Below are 20637 nucleotides of genomic sequence, written 5' to 3'. Positions count from 1 at the left end.
CTCCGATGAAGAGCTCAAGGGTGCGATCAAAGAGATGTCCGGTCTGTAATCAGCGGCGGCTTTGAAAAAACCGTCTTCGGACGGTTTTTTTGCGCCTGCAATCTCACTGCATGTTTTTCGTGATGTAGGCGCCGGCAGAATTGAGCACCGCTTTGTACACGGCGTAAGCATCGGTATCTTCAGGCGCTATTTGCTCGCAGCGCCCTCCTGATATCTGCCTAAGATCACATCCCGGGATCGACATGATGAGGGGAGAGTGAGTAGCGATGATGAACTGCGCGCCGCCGCGCGACAGCTCCATTATCCGGTTGATAAAAACCAATTGCCTCAACGGGGATAACGATGCTTCCGGCTCGTCGAGCACATACAGACCTTGGGCTTTGAATCGATGTTGAAACAACGCCTCCATGGCTTCACCGTGCGACAGGCAATGCATATCCACGCCGCCGTAATAGGTCTTTATTTCGGGATCAAAGCTCGCCTCTGCATCAAGCTTGCGAATTGCAGTATTCAAGTTGTAGAAGGTTTCTGCCCTGTAGAAAAAAACGTCCTTCTCCCTTCGGTAGCCTTTTGAGAGCGTCAGGCTTTCGTGCAGTTTTGAATGCGTGTTCTCCGTCGAGAAATTGAAATTCTTCCCACCGCCTTCTGGATTGCAGCCTGACTTGATGGCAATGGCTTCGAGTAATGTGGATTTCCCAGCACCATTTTCGCCAATAAAAACCGTTATCGAGTTGCTGAGCTCAAGCGGGAAGAGGTTTTGTAGCCGGTCACCCACCGTCATGTCTGGCTTCAGGCGTATTTGCTGGATAAACAGATCATTCATATCGATGCCTTCTGAAGATTCTATCGACGGATACCTTCACGCCAATCATCGTTATGCCGAGTCTTATCGAACCCGTGCTGGCCATGGTAAAAATTCCGATATAACCGAGACAGGCAATAAGACGCTCGCCAAATAATTCCGGCGTGGCAGCGGCACTGAAGAAAATGACCGATACCGTCCCCGCCGATATAGCCATTTCCGGCCAGAAGGATTGTATGGCGCTTGCTTTCAGATACTTGTAGCGTGCTCTTACCGTGTCCTCCAAATATCCATAGCTTCTGATGAGTTGCATTTTACTTTGCTTGCCATCGCTGGAAACGTTGAAAGCGCTGATAAGCGACTCTTTGTACAAATCTTCCTTCGACATTTCTGCTGCATATAACCGCTGGATTACAGGCTTGGCAAATCTTAATTGCACACACGTCAACACAATAATTAAAGCGATGGGCAGGAAGAAATAGATGTTTTCCTGGAGCAGAATATAGGCTGCGGAAACCGTCAAAATGCAAGAGCCCATGAGATGGATTGTGTCATGAATGACGGAAGCAATTTTTTCCGCGTCTTCTTTTATCAATGTCACCCGAGAACATAATGGAGAGGGGCGTTTATCATGCACAATGAAGTTGATAAGTAGAAAGCGGGATCTTGCTTCCATGAGCGTTGCCAAGGAACTGCCCAGAGCTTGGCTTGATAGCTTGGTTAGAAAAACAGCGATAAGAGTGAAATAAAATTCAGCGTTAATGGAGCCAGTAGCAAGAGCCGACAGGCTCTTTGCGACGACTAATGGTATTAACAATTGACATATACTTGCTACGGTAAGGCAAATAACCGAAAGCAGAAAAACGGTCAGGTTATTTCGCAAGCATATAAACATAGTTCAATGCCCCTCGTGCTGCAGTTCGTAGCTACGAATTCGGCTACGTCTATAAGATGCCTCTCTGCTCGAGTAGTAGATGGATATCAGTGACATCGTGGGGCTCAGAACGCGTTCAAGATAGATGGCTGAGGCAAAAATTGAGCCTATAGTCGCTTCGCCAACGCTTAGCAGATGGGCCGATAGCAGTAATAAGACCACTATCGCTATCGGATAACATGTACCTGACATTGATTCGAATGTTGTGGCTTTGAGGCTTGAGCGAAAAGCGAGGCGCTCGATATTTTTTATATCGACCTTGGTCCTGTTGGTGTATGGCTTTGCATTAACTAAAAGTTCACAGAGGGCGCCTATTGTTAAGGTGTTCTCTTGAATATATTCATCAAACAGTGAGTTGCTATTTTTTCGAGTTATAAGGTATGCCGCAATAGCATAAACGACGCCGGTAAGTGGTGCGAGTGCCAGAAGTGGATGATAGTGGGCAGTCACCAGGAGCGCAGCGATAATGATGCTGCAGTTCAGCGATACATCCAGATAAATTGAGTGATACAAATACATCGAGCCATCAACGTCGCCATCGATCAGTTCGATCCGCTCGCCTGGTTTTTGCGTATGCTCGAAGCTTCTGTCTAGTAGGTGATTCAGGATTGCCTTCTTCAAAATAAATCTTGTTTTGGACGCGGTTTTTTGTAGATAGATGTTGGCTGCCAGTTTTAATGGGGGCGTGGCGATGAGGAGGAACGAAGCGCCCGCGAGCGCGTATAAATATGAACTGTTACTTGCCAAGTATAGGTTGATTGAATTGCCTATCAAATAGGGTGATGCGCTTGTAAGAATCGCAATGCCTACACCAAAGCAGCAGAGTATCAGGTTGCTTTTCATTAGAGGTCAGTGCTTCCGGAGAGAGGTTCTTTTTTGCAGAGCTTTTGAATCCTGCCTCCAAGGCTACCTGTGTAGGCAATAAGTACAATTGAGACGTGTCTGGTAGTTGCGCGTGATTGAATTACAGGTGATGTAGGAAAAGAGTTGTGCGTTTGTGAGGCGGTTCGTCTTGCCGACTTAACAGTCGGTGATTCGCCCTCAGTCGAAACTTTGGCCCTTTTTTCGCACCAATCACCTTCCCCCGGAAGTAATTCCCCGGCAATCTCGGTCTACCCCTATCAACGGAACGGGCGGGAGGCTTCAGATGGTGCAGTTGTGTTCGATCGAACAGGCGGTGGACGACGTACTGGCGCGCTTGCCTGCGCACATCCACTTGGGCTTGCCGCTGGGGCTGGGCAAGCCGAATCACTTCGTCAACGCGCTGTACCGGCGCATCAAGGACCTGCCCGAGCGGCAGCTGACGATCTATACCGCGCTGTGCCTCGGTCGGCCGAATCTGGGCGATGGCTTGCAGAAGCGCTTTATCGAGCCCTTTGTAGAGCGGGTGTTTGGTGATTATCCGGAGTTCGATTTCCTCGCCGATCTGCAGCGCGACAGCCTGCCCGCCAACATCCGTATCCAGCAGTTTTTCATGCAGCCTGGCAGTCTGCTCAACAGCGCGCCGGCGCAGCAGGATTACGTCAGCAGCAATTACAGCCATGCCGCTCGCGACATCAACGCAGCGGGTCTGAATCTGGTGGCGCAATTGCTCGCCAGCAGCAGCGAACACCCTGATCGCTTAAGCCTGAGCTGCAACCCGGACATCACCCTCGACCTGTTGCCGAGGATCGCCAAGCGCCGCGAGGCGGGGGAGACCATTGTGCTGGTCGGCCAGGTGCATACGGATCTGCCGTACATGCCCGGCGATGCGGAAGTCGACATCGACACGTTTGATCTGCTGATCGACGAGAAGGACAGCTGCACGCTGTTTTCCACGCCGAACATGCCGGTGGGCTTTCAGGATCATTTCATTGGCTTGCACGCCAGTACGCTGGTGCGCGATGGCGGCACATTGCAAATTGGTATCGGCTCGATGGGCGATGCGTTGACTGCTGCGCTACTCGCGCGGCAGGCCGATAACGCCGGTTATCAGGCGGTGCTCGATGACATCAACCTCAGCCAATGGGCGCAATTGATCCAGCGCGAGGGCGGCACCGCGCCATTTGCCAAAGGCCTTTACGGTTGCAGCGAGATGTTCGTCAACGGGCTGTTGGTATTGGCGGATGCCGGGATCATTCGGCGCAAGGTCTATCCGGATGTGCCGACCCAGGAGCAGGCCAATGCCGGTACCCTCGACGAAGCCGCGCAGCCCGACGGTATCTCGGTGCACGGCGGCTTCTTCCTTGGCCCGCGCAGTTTTTATGAGCGGCTGCGCGAGTTGCCGCAAAGCAAACTGCTTGAATTCAACATGACCCGCATCAGCTACATCAACGAGCTGTACGGCCAGGAAGAGCTCAAGCGCTTGCAGCGCATCGATGCGCGCTTCATCAACACCGTGTTCACCATGACTCTGCTCGGCGCCGGCGTGGCTGATCAATTGGCGGACGGACGCGTGCTCAGCGGGGTTGGCGGCCAGTACAACTTTGTTGCCCAAGGCCATGCGCTGGAGGGCGCGCGATCGATGTTGATCCTGCGCAGCTGGCGCGAGTCCGGCGGCGAGGTCAGTTCCAATATCGTCTGGGACTACGGCCACTGCACGATCCCGCGGCACCTGCGCGACATCGTCGTCACCGAGTACGGCATCGCCGACCTGCGCGGAAAATCCGACGCAGCGGTGATCGAAGCGCTGCTCAACATCAGCGATTCTCGGTTCCAGCCGGGGTTGATCGAGCAGGCGCAGAAAGTCGGCAAGCTGCCAAAGGATTTCCGTATCGATCCACGGTTTGCCGATAACACACCGCAACGCTTGCAGGCGATTGCCGCACGGCATCCGAACCTGTTTCCGGAGTATCCGCTGGGCTGTGATTTCACTGCGATTGAACGGGATCTGCTGCGGGCGCTGAACTGGCTGAAGAGCAAGTTCAAGCTGACCGAGATTCTGGAATTGGGCAAGGCAGCGCTGGATGCGCCGGAGGCTTCAGCGTTCCCGGAACATCTTGAGCGGATGCAGCTCACAAACCCGGAGGGGTTGAAAGAAGACCTGTTTCAGCGCCTGCTGCTCACAGGCCTGAAAGCCACCGCGCAGTAACTGACCACCCCCAGAACCCACTGTGGGAGCGAGCCTGCTCGCGAAAGCGGTGTGTCATTCACTCAACAGGGTGACTGACACAATGCATTCGCGAGCAGGCTCGCTCCCACAGGGGTAACTCGGTGCCGCTGGTTACTCGATGAAGGTAACGACGCCATCCTTCAGCGATTGCACGCGGGCCAGGGATTCAACGCGGTAGCCCTGCGAGTCCAGTTCGGCGCGGCCGCCCTGGAACGACTTCTCGATGACGATGCCCAGGCCGGCAACGGTGGCGCCGGCCTGTTTGATGATCGAGATCAGCGCTTGCGAGGCCTTACCGTTGGCCAGGAAGTCGTCGATGATCAGCACGCGGTCGCTGCTGGTCAGGTGGCGCGGGGAGATGGCCACGGTGCTTTCGGTCTTCTTGGTGAACGAGTAGACGGTCGCCGAGAGCAGGTTTTCAGTCAGGGTCAGCGACTGTTGCTTGCGGGCGAAGATCACCGGCACGCCGAGGTTCAGACCGGTCATGATCGCCGGGGCGATGCCCGAGGCTTCGATGGTGACGATCTTGGTGATCCCCGAGTCCTTGAACAGCTCGGCGAATTCGTCACCGATCAGCTTCATCAGGGCCGGGTCGATCTGGTGGTTCAGGAAAGCGTCGACTTTCAGGACCTGATCGGAAAGCACGATGCCTTCTTCGCGGATTTTTTTGTGCAGTGCTTCCACAACAGCTTCCTCTGTTGGCGCGATGGGCGCCGAAGGTAGATTAAAAAGTAGTCGATTCTAGCGCTTTAACATCGCGCGTATGTCGGCCAATGCGCTATTGCCACGCACGGCTTTGACTTCAGTCGGGGTGTCGTCGTTGCCTTCCCAGGCCAGATCGTCCGGCGGCAGTTCATCGAGGAAGCGGCTCGGCGCGCAGTCGATGATCTCGCCGTACTGCTTGCGCTTGGCGGCGAAGGTGAATGCCAGGGTCTGGCGGGCGCGGGTGATGCCCACGTAGGCCAGGCGGCGTTCTTCTTCGATGGTGTCGGCTTCGATGCTGGAGCGGTGCGGGAGGATTTCCTCTTCCATGCCCATGATGAACACGTAGGGAAATTCCAGCCCTTTGGAGGCGTGCAGCGTCATCATTTGCACACCTTCGGCGCCGTCCTCTTCTTCCTGCTGGCGCTCGAGCATGTCGCGCAGCACCAGTTTGCCGATGGCGTCCTCAACGGTCATTTCGCCTTCTTCGTCCTTCTCGAGGGTGTTTTTCAATGCCTCGATCAGGAACCAGACGTTGCCCATGCGGTAGTCCGCAGCCTTGTCGCTGGAGCTGTTGGTACGCAGCCAGTTCTCGTAGTCGATGTCCATGACCATGCTGCGCAGCGCCGAGATCGGATCTTCGCCGGCGCACTGCTCGCGGACCTTGTCCATGAAGCGCTTGAAGCGCGCCAGGCGATCAGTGAAGCGGCTGTCGAGATGTTCGCCGAGGCCGATTTCGTCGGTGGCGGCGTACATCGAGATCTTGCGCTCGGTGGCGTAGTTGCCGAGCTTTTCCAGGGTGGTCGAGCCGATCTCGCGGCGCGGCACGTTGATCACGCGCAGGAAGGCGTTGTCGTCATCCGGATTGACGATCAGGCGGAAGTAGGCCATCAGGTCCTTCACTTCCTGGCGACCGAAGAAGCTGTTGCCGCCGCTCAGGCGATACGGCACCTGATGGTGCTGCAGCTTCAATTCGATCAGCTTGGCCTGGTAGTTGCCGCGATAGAGAATCGCGAAATCGCTGTACGGGCGGTCGGTGCGCAAGTGCAGGCTGAGGATTTCCATGGCCACGCGCTCGGCTTCGGCGTCCTCGTTGCGGCAGCGAATCACGCGGATCTCGTCGCCGTGGCCCATCTCGCTCCACAGCTGTTTTTCGAATTCGTGCGGGTTGTTCGAGATCAGCACGTTGGCGCAGCGCAGGATGCGGCTGGTGGAGCGGTAGTTCTGCTCCAGCATCACCACTTTCAAGGACGGATAGTCGTCCTTGAGCAGCATCAGGTTTTCCGGGCGCGCGCCACGCCAAGCGTAGATCGACTGGTCATCGTCGCCCACCACGGTGAACTGGTTGCGCTTGCCGATGAGCATCTTCACCAACAGGTACTGGCTGGCGTTGGTGTCCTGGTATTCGTCGACGAGCAGGTACCGCACCTTGTTCTGCCACTTTTCGAGAATGTCGGCGTGTTCTTCGAAGAGCTTTACCGGCAGCAGGATCAGGTCATCGAAGTCCACCGCGTTGAACGCCTTGAGCGTGCGCTGGTAGTGGGTGTAGACGATGGCGGCGGTCTGCTCCTTCGGGTTGCGCGCGTTTTCCAGGGCCTGGGCGGGCAGGATCAGGTCGTTTTTCCAGGCGCCGATCATGTTCTTGATCTCGTCGACGCCGTCGTCGCCTGCGTATTCCTTCTGCATGATGTCAGTCATCAGGGCCTTGACGTCGGTCTCGTCGAAGATCGAGAAACCGGGTTTGTAGCCCAGCCGCGCATGCTCCTTGCGGATGATGTTCAGGCCCAGGTTGTGGAAGGTGCAGACGGTCAGGCCGCGCCCTTCGCCGGCACGCAACAGGGTGCCGACCCGCTCCTTCATCTCGCGCGCGGCCTTGTTGGTAAAGGTCATGGCGACGATGTACTGGGCGCGGATGCCGCAGTTCTGGATCAGGTGCGCGATCTTGCGCGTGATCACGCTGGTCTTGCCGGAGCCAGCACCGGCGAGCACCAATAGAGGGCCGCCGACGTAGTTCACGGCTTCTTGCTGCCGGGGATTGAGTCGGGACATACGAAAATTCGGGAGTCGTTGACGAAATGGGCCGGCATTTTAACAGGCTCAGCGATTTCTGCTGCTCTGTCCGACTTGTGACGCAGCACGCGATTCAGATTTGCCGCTTTTGTTACTTTCACGCAGGATACGCGGGGATTTTGCGGCTAATGTTCTCATTCGTGACACAAAATAACGTTTCGATGCCGTTGTCATCAGACAACGCATTGGTCATTGTTCAGCACACCGGCATAATGCCCCGCCTACATCATTGCAGAGTCTAGGGAGTCAGCTTGTCTACGCCTGTCGAACCCTTGCGTTTGCTGCTACTGGCCGAAGAGCCAGCGTGGACAGCGTTGTTGCGTGAGTGTCTGGCTCCGATGGGGAGCGCGGCGGTGCTGATCAGCGCGCCGAACTGGGATTCGGTCAGCCGCCTGTTCGAGGACAACCGCCACGCGGTATTACTGACTCTGCCGGCGTTGCAGCCGGCGCCCGGGCGTTGCAGCCTGCCGACCGTTCTGCTGCTGGAGCACGAACCGGCCACCGCGCCGGTCGGTGTCAGCGACTGGCTGGTGTTCGACGCTCTCGACGCCGGCATGCTCCAGCGCTGCCTGCGCCATGTGCGCGAGCGCGGCGTGCTGGAAAACACTCTTCAGCGCCTGGCCGAACAGGACCCGCTGACCGGTATCGCCAACCGTCAGGGCTTCCAGACTCTGCTCACCGCGCGCCTTGCCGAAGGCGACGGCCGCGGTCTCGCCCTCGGCCATCTCGATCTCGACAACTTCCGCCATGCCAACGACGCTCTCGGTCATCAGGCCGGCGATCGCTTGATCCTGCAAGTTGTCGCGCGCCTGAAAAGTCAGCTGGAGGCCGGTGATCAACTGGCGCGGCTGGGCAGTGATGAATTCGCCCTGCTGATCGATACCCGCCGTGCACCGCAACGCGCCGAGTGGATGGCCGAACGCATTACTGAGGCGTTGGCCGAACCTTATTGGGTTGACGGCGAAAGCCTGCTGATCGGCTCCAGCCTCGGCATCGCCCACGCCCGCGCCAATGGCGGTGCCGATCCTTTGATGTGGCACGCCCATATAGCCATGCAGCAGGCCAAGAGCACACAGGGCTGCACCTTTCATATCTTCAACGAACGCATCAACCGCAACGCGCGAAGCATGGCCGACCTCGAAAGCGAACTGCGCCGGGCTTTGCGCCGCGATGAGCTGGAACTGCATTACCAGCCACGCCTGAATCTTGAAGACGGCCAGATTGTCGGCCTCGAAGCGCTGGTGCGCTGGCGTCATGGCGAGCGCGGTCTGTTGCCACCGAGCGAATTCGTGCCGCTGGCCGAGCAGAGCGGTCTGATCGTGCCGCTGGGCTACTGGGTCATTTCCCGCGCCTTGCGCGATATGCAGGCCTTGCGCGAGCAGGGGCTGCCGGCGCTGCACATGGCGATCAACCTGTCGTTCCGCCAGTTTCAGGACAGCCAGTTGCTGCCGACGCTCAGCCGCCTGATTGCCGAGCGCGGCGTCGAGGCGCAGTGGCTGGAATTCGAACTGACCGAAACCGCCGTGATGCGGCGCAGCGATCTGGTCAAACAGACCATGGACGCCCTCGGTCGCCTCGGTGTGCGCTTCTCGCTGGACGATTTCGGCACCGGGTTTTCCTCGTTCGTGCACCTCAACAGCCTGCCGATCACCTTGCTGAAGATCGACAAGAGTTTTGTCGGCGGCATGGAACAGCGCGAAGAGAACCGCAAACTGGTGCACGCGATGATCAACCTCGCGCACAACCTGCACCTGGAAGTAGTCGCGGAAGGGGTCGAGACGCCGGAGCAACTGGAGTTGTTGCGCGGGTTCGGCTGCGATCAGGTGCAGGGTTACCTGATCAGCCGACCGCTGCCGTTGGATGAGTTGGTGGAGTATCTGACCTTTGGAGCCAGTCAGCAGGCTTCGGTGGAAGCCATTTAAAAGATCGCAGCCTTCGGCAGCTCCTACCCTGGAATGTGTTCCCTTGTAGGAGCCGCCGAAGGCTGCGATCTTTTGATCTTAATCCGCGCCGATGGCCTCGAACCTCTCTGAAACCGGCTCGCGCCGAATCATCCGCTGCATCTTCCATTCAAAGGCCAGCGTCAGGCTCACCGCCGCGCAGGCCAACCCCAGCGCCAGACCCCACCAGACGCCCGTCGGCCCCCAATTGAGGTGAAACGCCATCCACCACGCCGCCGGTGCGCCAATCAGCCAATAGCAAGCGAGCCCCACCAGAAACGTAGTCTTGGCATCCTTGAGCCCGCGAATACAGCCCATGGCAATCGTCTGCGTGCCGTCGAACAGTTCGAACCACGCCGCTACTGCCAACAGGCTCACCGCCAGACGGATCACTTCGGCAAACGCCGGATCATTATGGTCGAGGAACAGACCGACCAACTGGTTCGGCCACAGCCAGAACACCAGGGCAAAGCCGAGCATCACCACGGCGCCGAAGGCGATGCCGACACGGCCCGACATCCGCGCATCGACCAGTTGCCCGGCGCCATAGTGTTGGCCGACGCGCATGGTGATGGCGTAAGACATCCCGGCCGGGACCATGAAGGCCACCGACACGATCTGCAGGGCGATTTGATGCGCGCCCATCTGCGTACTGCCCATGGTGCCCATGCACAACGCGGCAAAGGCAAACAGCCCGACTTCCACCGCATAGGTGCCGCCAATCGGCAGGCCCAGACGCCACAGTTCTTTCAGGTATTGCCGGTTCGGCCGCGACAGGCCGGCGCGCAACGGATAAGCGTCATACGCCGGATGCCGGCGGATATGCCAGGCCAGCGCCAGTGCCATGCAGTTGGCGACAATCGCCGTGACCAGACCAATGCCGGTCAGACCCAGTTGCGGCAGGCCGAACATGCCGGTGATCAGCGCGTAGTTGAGCAGGAAGTTGGCCCCCGTACCGGCGAGGCTTATGACCATCACTGGCGTCGCCCGGCCGATTGCACTGGTAAAACCGCGCAGGGCCATGAAGCTCAGGTAGCCGGGCAGGGCGAAGGGCAGGGCGATGAGAAATTGCCCGGCGGCGTTGACGTTGGTTTCGGTTTGGCCGAACAGCAGCAACACCGGTTTGAGGTTCCACAACAACAGCCCGGCGCCGAGGGCCATCAGCCAGGCCAGCCACAACCCGGCCTGGGTCAGGCGCGCGGCACCGATGATGTCGCCGGCACCCTGACGGATCGCCACCAGTGTGCCGACCGCTGCAATCACGCCGATGCAGAAAATCGACACGAACGAGTAGCTCGCGGCACCGAGGCCGCCACCGGCCAGCGCTTCGGGGCTGAGGCGCGCCATCATCAAGGTGTCGGTCAGCACCATCAGCATGTGCGCCAACTGCGAAGCGATCAGCGGCCCCGCCAACCGCAGAATGGCCCAGAGTTCGGTACGCACAGGATGCTGCATGGTCATCACCACCCAAATATCAGAGAACGCAGAAGAGCGTCGATTCTCGGCGCTTGGCAGGCTTTGCACAAAGGGATAAAAAGGATGGGTTGCATGATTAATACTCATCCTGAATCGTCCTGCCGAATTGGCTGTATCCCCGCTATTGGAGCTTTGTGTATGTCCCGACGCCTTCCGCCGTTGTATGCCCTGCGCGCATTCGAAGCGGCAGCGCGACACAGCTCGTTCACCCGCGCGGCGGAAGAACTGTCGATCACCCAGAGCGCGGTCAGTCGGCACATGCGCACTCTTGAAGAACACTTCGCCTGCCGGCTGTTTCATCGCAGCGGGCGCAACCTGCAACTGACCGAATCGGCGCGGCTGCTGTTACCCGGTATCCGCGAAGGCTTCGCCGCCCTTGAGCGCGCCTGCAATACCTTGCGCGCCGAGGACGACATCCTGCGCATGAAAGCGCCATCGACCCTGACCATGCGTTGGCTGCTGGCGCGGTTGAGTCGCTTCCGCCATTTGCAGCCGGGCAATGAGGTGCAACTGACCAGCGCATGGATGGATATCGATTCGGTGGACTTCAACAACGAACCATTCGATTGCGCAGTTTTGCTCAGTGACGGGCATTTCCCGCCGGACTGGGAAGCGAGCCTGCTGTTTCCCGAGGAATTGATTCCGGTCGGCGCGCCGAACCTGCTCAATGATCAACCTTGGGATGTAGCGCGTCTGGCGACGGCTGAACTGCTGCACCCGACCCCGGATCGCCGTGACTGGCGCAGTTGGCTGGAGCGCATGGGCCTGTCCGATCAGGTCTCGCTCAAGGGCGGACAAGTGTTCGATACGCTGGAACTGGGCATGATCGCCGCGGCGCGCGGCTACGGCGTTTCGATGGGTGATCTGTTGATGGTCGCCGAAGATGTCGCGCAAGGGCGCTTGAGCCTGCCATGGCCAACCGCCGTCGCCAGTGGCCTGAATTATTACCTGGTGTGGCCGAAACCGCGTCCGGGAGGTGAACGTTTGCGCCGCCTCAGCGATTTTCTCCAAGGCGAAGTCCGCGCCATGCAATTGCCGGCGGTAGAGCGCTTGAGCTGAAACGTTCGAGCCGGCACAATGCCACTACTGCGCCATACCCACGCAATCCGCTCAAGTATTCGGATTTTCCGCCGACTACGAGCATGTGGAACCGTCGTGCCGGTTCCGCGCTACCCCCATTATTAGAATATTTTCCGGGCAATTACCGCGATCAAGGAGGATTCGGTGGCTCGGCCAGGAGCTGTTCATGTCTCAACCTCGTGCTCGGATCGCCTCGCAGCTGGGCCTTGCCCTTGCTGTGATACTGGCGATAGTCATCAGCGGCAGTACGGTGTTCGCCTTGCGTTCGCTGGATTCCGCCAACCTCGCCACCCGTGAAGAGCATCTGGCCAGTGAGGCCCGGCTGCTGGCCGATCAACTGAGCACCTTTCACGGTACGCTGCGCGAAAGCACCCTGCGTTTGAGCGGGCTGTTCGAAAAACGCTTCGGCAGTGGTTTGAGTGTGCACCCGGATCAGCCAGTGACCGTGGCCGGCGTGCAGACCCCGGGCCTGCATCTGGGCAACGAGGTGCTGAACAACAACTTCAAGGAAGTTGACGAGTTCAAGCAGATGACCGCCGGCGTGGCCACGGTATTCGTGCGCAGCGGCGAAGACTTCATTCGCGTCAGCACCAACGTCAGCAAGCAGGACGGCACCCGTGCCATCGGCACTGTGCTCGACCACGCCAACCCGGCGTACGCGAAGTTGATGGCGGGGCAGAGTTATGTCGGCCGCTCGTTGCTGTTCGAGCGCTACTACATGTCGCAGTACACACCGGTGCGCGATGCGGGCGGCAAGATCATCGCCGTGTTGTACGTAGGCTTCGATTACACCGATGCGCAGAACGCGCAGTTCGCCAATCTCAAGCGCTTCCGCATTGGCAAGACAGGCTCGCTGGCGCTGCTCGACGAGCAGAACAAATGGCTGGTGCCGATTGCCGGCGTCGAAAACCTGGATCAAGCCGCCCCGACCATCAACAACCTGGTGAAAACCCCGGGCAAGGGTGAATTCTGGAGCGACAAGGGTGAGGACTTCTACAGCATCGCCGTGCCGTTCGAAGGTGGCCCGTGGTCGGTGGTGGCGAGCATGCCGAAAGCCGAGATCCGCGCGGTGACCTGGAGCGTCGGTACGCAACTGGCGATCGGCAGCCTGCTGGCGATGTTGCTCGCGGTCGGTTCCGTGGTCTGGCTGCTGCGCAGCAAACTCGCACCGCTGGGCGATCTGGTGCGTCAGGCCGAAGCCTTGGGCGCGGGTGATCTGAGCGTACGGCTGAACGTATCGAGCCACGATGAAATCGGTCAGCTGTCCCGCGCGTTCAACCAGATGAGCCAGGCGCTGTCGACCATGGTCGAGCACATCCGCCGCGCTTCGGAAGAGGTCAACAGCCGTGCGCAGGCGCTGTCCGGTTTGTCCGGTGGTGCGTATGAGGGCATGGAGCAACAGTCGGGCGAAATCACCAGCATGGCCGGCGCCGTGGAAGAGTTCAGCGCCACCTCGCTGAACATTGCCGACAACATGGGCGCGACCCAGCGCCTGGCGCAGGAAAACGCGCAGCAGACCCAGATTGGCCGCAGCTCGATGGAAGAAGCGTCGTCGTCGCTGGAGCAGATCGCTGGCGCGCTGAACAGCACCGCCAGCGTGATCAACACGCTGGGGCAGCGCTCGCAGGAAATCGGTGGGATTGTCGGCGTGATCACTTCGATCGCCGAGCAGACCAACCTGTTGGCACTCAACGCTGCCATCGAAGCCGCGCGTGCCGGTGAACAAGGTCGCGGTTTTGCCGTGGTCGCGGACGAAGTGCGCAGCCTCGCCTCGCGTACCCGCCAGGCGACCGATGAAATCTCCAGCATGATCCACAGCATCCAACAGGAAACCGGCAACGCGATCAGCACCATGGAGCAGGGCAATGTGCTGATGCAGGAAGGCCTGTCGCGCAACGCCAATGTCGCCTCGGCACTGGCGCGGATCGATGAGCAGAGCCGTTCGGCAGGCCAGCAGTTCGCCGCGATCACCACCGCCACTCAGGAACAAAGCAGCACTGCAACGTTGCTGAGCAGCAACTTGCAGAGCATCGCCTTGGCCAACAGCGAGCAGCGCGAGGTTGTCTCGAACCTGGCTGTCACCGCGAAAGAGCTGGAGAAGCTCGCGGCGGATCTGCGTTCCGAGGTTGATCGCTTCCGTTGATGCATCTTTGAAACAGCTATCGCGAGCAGGCTCGCTCCCACAGTAGTCGGCGTAATTCACAAATATTGTGAAGGCCCGAAATCCCTGTGGGAGCGAGCCTGCTCGCGAATGCTTTTCTGCCACCGCTTCTTTGGACTTGCTGAAACGTTTCCGCAGCGCTATAAAAATGGCACAACTCCAATAAAGGCTGCTGCCATGACCCCGCTCAAACTCCTCGTCGCACTCGGCGCATTGTCTGCCGCTTCTCATGCCATGGCTTGGGACTATGTCCTGCTCGACGCCAACACTCCGGCAAAAAACTGGACGATCACCAGTGAACAACTCGGCGTAAAAACCGCCAAACCGTTTTCCGTGACCCTGCGTACCCTGCATGGCGGTCGTCAGGAGGGCGTCAGCATTGTCGATATCGATAACGGCACGATGAAGCTGTCGGTCGTGCCGACCCGTGGCATGAATGTGTTGCAGGCTTCGGTGGGCGACGTGCGGATGGGCTGGGATTCGCCGGTCAAGGACGTGGTCAACCCGGCGTTCATCGAACTCAACGGTCGCGGTGGCCTGGGCTGGCTCGAAGGCTTCAATGAGCTGGTGACCCGTTGCGGTTATGAGTGGGTTGGCCATCCCGGCATGGACAACGGCGAATTGCTGACCTTGCACGGTCGCGCCGCCAACATCCCGGCCAGCACCGTCACTTTGCACATCGACGAGAAGCCGCCGTATGCCATCACGCTGCGTGGCGAGTTGAAAGAGCAGGCATTCAAGAAAGTCGATTTCTCGGTAGCGACCGAACTGGTCACCGAACCGGGCAGTGCACGCTTTGCCCTCAACGACACTCTGACCAACAACGGCGACTATCCAAAGGAATACCAGGCGCTGTATCACAGCAACTTCAGCACGCCGTTTCTTGAGCAAGGAGCGAAATTCGCTGCGCCGGTGAAGCAGGTGTCGCCGTTCAACGAGAAGGCCAAGGGTGACCTGCCCGACTGGCAGACCTATCGCGGGCCAACCAAGGACTACGACGAAACTGTCTACAACGTCGTGCCGTATGCGGACGCCAAAGGAGATACCTTGACCGTGCTGCACAACAAGGCCGGTAGCCTCGGCGTATCCGTTGGCTTCAATACTCAGCAACTGCCAGTTTTTTCGCTGTGGAAAAACACCGACACCCAAGGGCAGGGCTACGTCACCGGGCTGGAGCCGGGAACCAGTTTTTCCTACAACCGTCGCTATCAGCGGCCGTTGAATCTGGTGCCGACCATTGCGCCGAAAGAACATAAACAGTTCCAGATCAGCTACAGCCTGCTGGCCGACAAAGCTGCGGTGGATAACGCGTTGAAGCGCGTGACCGATATCCAGGCCGGGCGCGACACCGAAGTGCGCCAGGCACCGCTGGTTGATCTGACTGAGCATTAAGGTATCGCCGGCCGGTATTGCAGTGCCTCGGCCAGATGCTCGCGGGTAATCGCATCGGCCTGTTCAAGATCCGCCAGCGTGCGCGCGACCTTGAGCAGGCGATGCGCCGAGCGCAGCGACAGGATCAGTCGCTCGCAGGCCGCTTCAAGCCATTTTTCATCGGCTGTGGATAACTTGCAGTGATGCTTCAGCCCCGGCAGATCGAGAAACGCATTGGCACAGCCCTGACGTTTCTGCTGGCGTTCCCGCGCTTCGGCGACCAACGCCGCAGCGCTGGCGCTGTCCTCGCCGGGCTTGGCTGCCGGATTCAATGCGGTCGCTTCACGCGCCACGGTCAGGTGCAGATCGATCCGGTCGAGTAGCGGCCCTGAGAGCTTGTTGCGATAGCGCTGGACCATGTCCGGTGTGCACGAGCATTTGCCACTGGGTTCGCCAAGATATCCACAGGGACACGGATTCATCGCTGCCACCAATTGAAACCGCGCGGGGAAACGTACGCGATCCTTGGCCCGAGCAATGACGATATGCCCGGATTCCAGCGGCTCGCGCAGCACCTCGAGAACCTTGCGATCAAACTCTGGCAATTCATCTAGAAACAGCACGCCGTGATGGGCGAGGGTGATTTCGCCGGGTTGCGGCTTTGAACTGCCACCGACCAGCGCCGGTCCGGAAGCGGAGTGATGCGGTTGGCGGAAGGGGCGTTGCGGCCAATGAGTCAGAGGCACACCACTGGCGACCGATTGAATCGCTGCCACTTCCAGCGCTTCACACTCGGAAAGCGGCGGCAGTAATCCTGGCAGACGACTGGCCAGCAGCGTCTTGCCGGTTCCCGGTGGCCCACTGAACAGCAGGTTATGCGCCCCCGCTGCGGCAATCAGCAGTGCGCGTTTGGCGGCTGTCTGCCCCTGCACCTCATTGAGGTCGGGATAGGGTTTGGCGGCATGCATCAAGCCGTCGGAAACGTAAGGCTCCACCGGCGTGTGCCCGTTGAAATGGGCCACCGCCTCCAGCAAGTGATCGACCGCAAACACCTTCAGCCCGGATGCCAGACACGCCTCTTCCGCATTCGCCCGTGGCACCACCAACGCCCTCCCGGCCTTGCGCGCCGCCAGTGCCGCCGGCAGCACGCCACGCACCGGTCGCACGGCGCCAGACAGCGCCAACTCACCCAGACATTCCACATCGTCCAGCGTCAGACACGGCACTTGCACACTGGCCGACAAGATCCCCAAGGCAATTGCCAGATCGAAGCGCCCGCCATCCTTGGGCAGATCCGCCGGCGCAAGATTCAAGGTGATCCGCCGCGCCGGAAATTGCAGCCCGGAATTGATGATCGCGCTGCGCACCCGATCCTTGCTCTCCTTCACCGCCGCTTCAGGCAGGCCGACCATGGTCAGCGACGGCAGACCGTTGGCCAGATGGACTTCGACGGTGACAGCGGGGGCTTCCACGCCAATCTGGGCGCGACTGTGGACAATGGAGAGGGACATGGTCGTTCCTTGAGCTGAATCGGGGAGCCGCTTCCTGCGGGTTTTTGAAGGGTAGTTGAGCCGGGCTTCAGTGCTGAAATAGAGGTTTACAAGACGTATCCAGACCCGATTGGCTGTCACTGTTTGCCTGAATTGAAGCGTTGACTCTCGCCCGGCATTGACGGATCCTCCCGCTCGAGGACTGCAACTGCGCATTCGTCGGGACTGGGCACCAGTAAAAGCTCCCCCGCATTTTTGGCAGCAGAGAAAGCTGGTTTCTCTGAAGTAGTGACGACGGGCCGACTCGTCGGATTCTGAACCCATGGCGGCGAAGCCAGGAGCTAAAGAATCGCTGCGACTACTCCTCCAAACACAATAAAGGCGTCCTATGGACGCCTTTTTATTTTTGACTCAGGATCTTCTACCGGCCAGCGGGCCGCTTGGCTCAAGCTCTGGCCCACACGTAACAGCAACTTCAATAAATCGCCGTTGGTTGGCTGACATGTCCCCAGCCAACCGGAGTGCTTCGAGATGTAGTTCAACAATCTGAAGAAGCTTTTCCTTTCGCTTTTTTGGGCTCATACGCACCTCGTGCGATTGGGTTGTTGATTTCGATGTTATTGACCGTTCACAGAAATGACAAGCCGGTTGGTGTGGTCGAACTCGAACCCCAGTTTCCGGTAGTAAAAAACAACATTCGGATCAGGATCCTGGATCTCGATTTCTTTGCATCCTAGCGCTCGCGCATAGTGATCTGCGACAAGCAGAGCAATCGGCGCGATCCTGCCGCGAAGCGGGTGCGCGCTATCCGGATGCCCTTCCAACAAAACAATCTTTAAGCAGATAGAGCTTGCGCGCGGGGTCGCATAGGACATGCCGCAAAGAATCTGTTTGTACCATATCGCCAAATCCAGACCTTTCGCATCTTTACTTTTCCAGTCTGCAACGTCATCCCAAGGGAAAATTGTTGGCCCCTCCCAGAGAAAGTATTGCTTTATCGCTGCTGGGGTAATTGGCTCAAACTTGACCGCTGCTGCATCAATATTTGGGATTCTCGGGGCAATGTCCTTGAGAAAGAATTTGTAGGCGATCTTTCGCGAATTTGATCTGAATGTCTGGTTACGAAGATCCGTTGCTTTGCCTTTTCTTCTCATTGTTTTCATCTGTTTGGATCTGGTCGCAGAAGATAGCCAGCAGAGAGGGGGCAGCGAAATCAGACGTGGCGGACGCGTTTTGTAGGACGTTACTTCTGTGAGTGGAGGATTTCGGAGCAGGGTGGGGAACGAAGACACAAAAAGGTCATTTCAGTGGGGATTGTTGCAGGGCTGTGCATCAAAAGATCGCAGCCTGCGCTAATTCATACACATGAAGCTGAAGGTTGTGCCGACCTTCAGTCGCTAGCAGGCTAGCTGCTCCCACAGGGGATAGCAGCGGATTATTCCGCGGGCGGTGTCAGCTTCGCTTCCATCTCGGCGACTTTGGCTTCAAGACTCTCAAGCCGTGCCCGCGTGCGAGCCAACACCACCATCTGACTATCAAACTCTTCCCGGCTGACCAGATCGAGTTTGCTGAAGGCACTTTGCAGCAGCATTTTGAACTGGCTTTCGATTTCGGCTTTCGGCAGCGGGGTATCGCCGCTGAACAGGCGGGAGGCGGTGCCGCTCAGGGCGTCGAGGAAGTCTTTGGGCGCGAGCATGGGAAATGTCCTGGAAACAATGGCCGGCAGTGTATCACGCAGTGTCTATAGTCAATCCCGTTGCACGGATGCACGCTTTTCGCGCAGGGGGACGGACGGTGGCGCACCGTTGTTGTGCGTATCGGCAAAAGCTTTTCTGCCCGAGCGCGTGCAACAGGGGCCAAGAGATTGAAATGCAGGGTTTTTGCCGAGCTGGCAAGGTTTCTGCTTAGTCACCCTCGACCCATGCACTGATGCAGTCGCTGTGACGAATGCAGTGCGGCAGACGAAGCGGGGAGTTTCGTCTGATGCGGTTAGCTGGCGTCAACGATGCGTTACAAAGCCAGGCACTGCGCTTAGACTTGAGACGGGTTTGTTTTCCTGGGGCAAGTCCACCAATTCGGGAGAGAGTTTCATGAAGCTAGTCACTGCCATCATCAAGCCGTTCAAGTTGGACGACGTGCGCGAGTCGCTGTCCGAAATCGGCGTGCAGGGCATTACCGTCACTGAAGTCAAAGGCTTCGGCCGGCAGAAGGGTCACACCGAGCTGTATCGCGGCGCGGAATATGTGGTCGATTTTCTGCCCAAGGTGAAAATCGACGTGGCCATCGACGACAAGGATCTGGATCGGGTTATCGAGGCGATAACCAAAGCGGCCAACACCGGCAAGATCGGTGACGGCAAGATCTTCGTGGTCAATCTGGAACAGGCGATCCGCATCCGTACCGGCGAAACCGATACCGACGCGATCTAAGCGCCGCCACAAACCCAACGCCCCAGGAGAAAACAATATGACTCTGCGTAAATTCGCAGGGCTAGGAGCCCTGTTGTCTATCGTAATGCCCAGCCTTGCTTTGGCGGCAGACGAAGTGGCGGCCCCGGTCCTCAACTCTGGCGACACTGCCTGGATGTTGACCTCTACAGCCTTGGTGCTGTTCATGACCATTCCCGGCCTCGCGCTGTTCTACGGCGGCATGGTCCGGTCGAAAAACATTCTTTCCGTGATGATGCAGTGCTTCGCCATTACCGGTCTGATCAGCATCCTGTGGGTCATTTATGGCTACAGCATTGCCTTCGACACCACCGGCATGGAGCAGGGCGTCGTCAACTTCAATTCGTTCTTCGGTGGCATGGGCAAGGCGTTCCTCGCCGGTGTCACGCCTTCGAGCATTACCGGCCCGGCGGCGCTGTTCCCTGAGGCTGTGTTCATTACCTTTCAGATGACCTTCGCGATCATCACCCCGGCGCTGATCGTCGGTGCGTTCGCCGAGCGCATGAAGTTCTCCGCGATGCTGATCTTCATGGGCATCTGGTTCACGCTGGTTTATGCACCGATCGCGCACATGGTCTGGTCCGGTAACGGCGGCCTGATGTGGGACTGGGGCGTGCTCGACTTCGCTGGCGGCACCGTGGTGCACATCAACGCCGGTATCGCCGGTCTGGTCGCGTGCCTGGTACTGGGCAAGCGCAAAGGCTTCCCGACCACACCAATGGCTCCGCATAACCTCGGCTACACGCTGATGGGCGCGGCGATGCTGTGGGTCGGCTGGTTCGGCTTCAACGCCGGTTCCGCTGCCGCTGCCAACGGCACTGCCGGTATGGCCATGCTGGTTACCCAGATCGCCACTGCCGCTGCGGCACTGGGCTGGATGTTTGCTGAGTGGGTCACCCACGGCAAGCCAAGCGCGCTGGGCATTGCTTCGGGTGTGGTCGCCGGTCTGGTCGCGATCACTCCGGCCGCTGGCACCGTGGGCCCGATGGGGGCACTGGTGATCGGTCTGGCTGCAGGTGTGGTGTGCTTCTTCTGCGCCACCACCCTGAAACGCAAACTCGGCTATGACGACT

At 58.5% G+C, this 20637-nt stretch carries 16 protein-coding genes; 7 read left to right on the top strand and 9 right to left on the bottom strand.

All coding sequences use genetic code 11. The features are described 5' to 3' along the window. Positions 1 to 103: 103 nt before the first annotated feature. The 3 genes from D6877_RS25380 to D6877_RS25370 form a co-directional block, all read right to left on the bottom strand. Positions 104 to 823: an AAA family ATPase gene (locus D6877_RS25380; protein WP_130912482.1), complete on the bottom strand. Its 720-nt coding sequence runs from the start codon at positions 821 to 823 to the stop codon at positions 104 to 106. Then, the gene (locus D6877_RS25375; protein WP_130912481.1) at positions 816 to 1619 is read right to left on the bottom strand and encodes an ABC transporter ATP-binding protein; all 804 of its coding nucleotides are present in this window, start codon (positions 1617 to 1619) and stop codon (positions 816 to 818) included. The genes D6877_RS25380 and D6877_RS25375 overlap by 8 nt, the downstream gene beginning before the upstream one ends. Positions 1620 to 1700: 81 nt before the next feature. Continuing rightward, entirely contained in the window at positions 1701 to 2579 is an 879-nt protein-coding gene (locus D6877_RS25370) for an ABC transporter transmembrane domain-containing protein (RefSeq protein WP_130912480.1), read from the bottom strand. A 304-nt stretch (positions 2580 to 2883) separates the two neighbouring features. Here D6877_RS25370 and D6877_RS25365 point away from each other — a divergent pair, with 304 nt between their 5' ends. Next, positions 2884 to 4806 carry an acetyl-CoA hydrolase/transferase C-terminal domain-containing protein gene (locus tag D6877_RS25365; RefSeq protein ID WP_130912479.1) on the top strand — a complete coding sequence of 641 codons (1923 nt, stop codon included), beginning with the start codon at positions 2884 to 2886 and terminating at the stop codon, positions 4804 to 4806. 132 nt (positions 4807 to 4938) lie between these two features. Here D6877_RS25365 and D6877_RS25360 read toward each other — a convergent pair whose 3' ends face one another. Both D6877_RS25360 and rep read right to left on the bottom strand, forming a co-directional pair. Beyond that, positions 4939 to 5511: a xanthine phosphoribosyltransferase gene (locus D6877_RS25360; RefSeq protein ID WP_130912478.1), complete on the bottom strand. Its 573-nt coding sequence runs from the start codon at positions 5509 to 5511 to the stop codon at positions 4939 to 4941. 57 nt (positions 5512 to 5568) lie between these two features. Beyond that, on the bottom strand, positions 5569 to 7578 hold the full coding sequence (gene rep / locus D6877_RS25355; RefSeq protein WP_130912477.1) for a DNA helicase Rep: 2010 nt from the start codon (positions 7576 to 7578) through the stop codon (positions 5569 to 5571). A 272-nt stretch (positions 7579 to 7850) separates the two neighbouring features. Here rep and D6877_RS25350 point away from each other — a divergent pair, with 272 nt between their 5' ends. Then, on the top strand, positions 7851 to 9521 hold the full coding sequence (locus D6877_RS25350; protein WP_073470929.1) for a bifunctional diguanylate cyclase/phosphodiesterase: 1671 nt from the start codon (positions 7851 to 7853) through the stop codon (positions 9519 to 9521). Positions 9522 to 9599: 78 nt separating this feature from the next. On the opposite strand, the gene D6877_RS25345 is transcribed toward D6877_RS25350, so the two are convergent. Then, positions 9600 to 10994, bottom strand: a complete 1395-nt coding sequence (locus D6877_RS25345) for a NorM family multidrug efflux MATE transporter (protein ID WP_130912476.1) — start codon at positions 10992 to 10994, stop codon at positions 9600 to 9602. Positions 10995 to 11153: 159 nt separating this feature from the next. Here D6877_RS25345 and D6877_RS25340 point away from each other — a divergent pair, with 159 nt between their 5' ends. The 3 genes from D6877_RS25340 to D6877_RS25330 all read left to right on the top strand — a co-directional run bounded on the left by D6877_RS25340 (position 11154) and on the right by D6877_RS25330 (position 15648). Continuing rightward, positions 11154 to 12074 carry a LysR substrate-binding domain-containing protein gene (locus D6877_RS25340; protein WP_024014781.1) on the top strand — a complete coding sequence of 307 codons (921 nt, stop codon included), beginning with the start codon at positions 11154 to 11156 and terminating at the stop codon, positions 12072 to 12074. 187 nt (positions 12075 to 12261) lie between these two features. Continuing rightward, on the top strand, positions 12262 to 14238 hold the full coding sequence (locus D6877_RS25335) for a methyl-accepting chemotaxis protein (RefSeq protein WP_016772578.1): 1977 nt from the start codon (positions 12262 to 12264) through the stop codon (positions 14236 to 14238). A gap of 195 nt (positions 14239 to 14433) precedes the next feature. Next, complete coding sequence (locus tag D6877_RS25330; protein WP_130912475.1) at positions 14434 to 15648, top strand: aldose 1-epimerase family protein; 1215 nt, start codon at positions 14434 to 14436, stop codon at positions 15646 to 15648. Here the strand turns inward: D6877_RS25330 and D6877_RS25325 are convergent. From D6877_RS25325 to D6877_RS25315, 3 genes are all read right to left on the bottom strand, one after another. After that, complete coding sequence (locus D6877_RS25325; RefSeq protein ID WP_130912474.1) at positions 15645 to 17138, bottom strand: YifB family Mg chelatase-like AAA ATPase; 1494 nt, start codon at positions 17136 to 17138, stop codon at positions 15645 to 15647. The two genes, D6877_RS25330 and D6877_RS25325, sit on opposite strands and share 4 nt — an antisense overlap. Before the next feature lie 596 nt (positions 17139 to 17734). Continuing rightward, on the bottom strand, positions 17735 to 18280 hold the full coding sequence (locus D6877_RS25320; protein ID WP_347233439.1) for an N-acetyltransferase: 546 nt from the start codon (positions 18278 to 18280) through the stop codon (positions 17735 to 17737). Positions 18281 to 18552: 272 nt separating this feature from the next. Continuing rightward, positions 18553 to 18813: an accessory factor UbiK family protein gene (locus D6877_RS25315; protein ID WP_007920416.1), complete on the bottom strand. Its 261-nt coding sequence runs from the start codon at positions 18811 to 18813 to the stop codon at positions 18553 to 18555. Positions 18814 to 19207: 394 nt separating this feature from the next. On the opposite strand from D6877_RS25315, the gene glnK reads away from it, so the two are divergent. Further along, positions 19208 to 19546: a P-II family nitrogen regulator gene (gene glnK / locus D6877_RS25310; RefSeq protein WP_002555808.1), complete on the top strand. Its 339-nt coding sequence runs from the start codon at positions 19208 to 19210 to the stop codon at positions 19544 to 19546. A 37-nt stretch (positions 19547 to 19583) separates the two neighbouring features. Then, positions 19584 to 20637, top strand: a 1054-nt coding sequence (locus D6877_RS25305; protein ID WP_130912484.1) for an ammonium transporter, incomplete at its 3' end; no start/stop codon positions are given.

It is taken from the genome of Pseudomonas sp. Sample_9 (assembly GCF_004307535.1).
Lineage (GTDB): Bacteria > Pseudomonadota > Gammaproteobacteria > Pseudomonadales > Pseudomonadaceae > Aquipseudomonas > Aquipseudomonas mercuritolerans.
Note: the sequence above shows the minus strand (reverse complement) of the source record. Positions and strands in the feature narration are given on the sequence as shown.

Bases quoted from the DNA above. Each gene is read 5' to 3' on its own strand.
- D6877_RS25345 (WP_130912476.1), bottom strand. From the start codon at position 10,994: ATGCAGCATCCTGTGCGTACCGAACTCTGGGCCATTCTGCGGTTGGCG.
- D6877_RS25320 (WP_347233439.1), bottom strand. From the start codon at position 18,280: ATGAAAACAATGAGAAGAAAAGGCAAAGCAACGGATCTTCGTAACCAG.
- glnK (WP_002555808.1), top strand. From the start codon at position 19,208: ATGAAGCTAGTCACTGCCATCATCAAGCCGTTCAAGTTGGACGACGTG.
- D6877_RS25325 (WP_130912474.1), bottom strand. From the start codon at position 17,138: ATGTCCCTCTCCATTGTCCACAGTCGCGCCCAGATTGGCGTGGAAGCC.
- D6877_RS25335 (WP_016772578.1), top strand. From the start codon at position 12,262: ATGTCTCAACCTCGTGCTCGGATCGCCTCGCAGCTGGGCCTTGCCCTT.
- D6877_RS25315 (WP_007920416.1), bottom strand. From the start codon at position 18,813: ATGCTCGCGCCCAAAGACTTCCTCGACGCCCTGAGCGGCACCGCCTCC.
- D6877_RS25330 (WP_130912475.1), top strand. From the start codon at position 14,434: ATGACCCCGCTCAAACTCCTCGTCGCACTCGGCGCATTGTCTGCCGCT.
- D6877_RS25365 (WP_130912479.1), top strand. From the start codon at position 2,884: ATGGTGCAGTTGTGTTCGATCGAACAGGCGGTGGACGACGTACTGGCG.
- D6877_RS25340 (WP_024014781.1), top strand. From the start codon at position 11,154: ATGTCCCGACGCCTTCCGCCGTTGTATGCCCTGCGCGCATTCGAAGCG.
- D6877_RS25370 (WP_130912480.1), bottom strand. From the start codon at position 2,579: ATGAAAAGCAACCTGATACTCTGCTGCTTTGGTGTAGGCATTGCGATT.
- D6877_RS25380 (WP_130912482.1), bottom strand. From the start codon at position 823: ATGAATGATCTGTTTATCCAGCAAATACGCCTGAAGCCAGACATGACG.
- rep (WP_130912477.1), bottom strand. From the start codon at position 7,578: ATGTCCCGACTCAATCCCCGGCAGCAAGAAGCCGTGAACTACGTCGGC.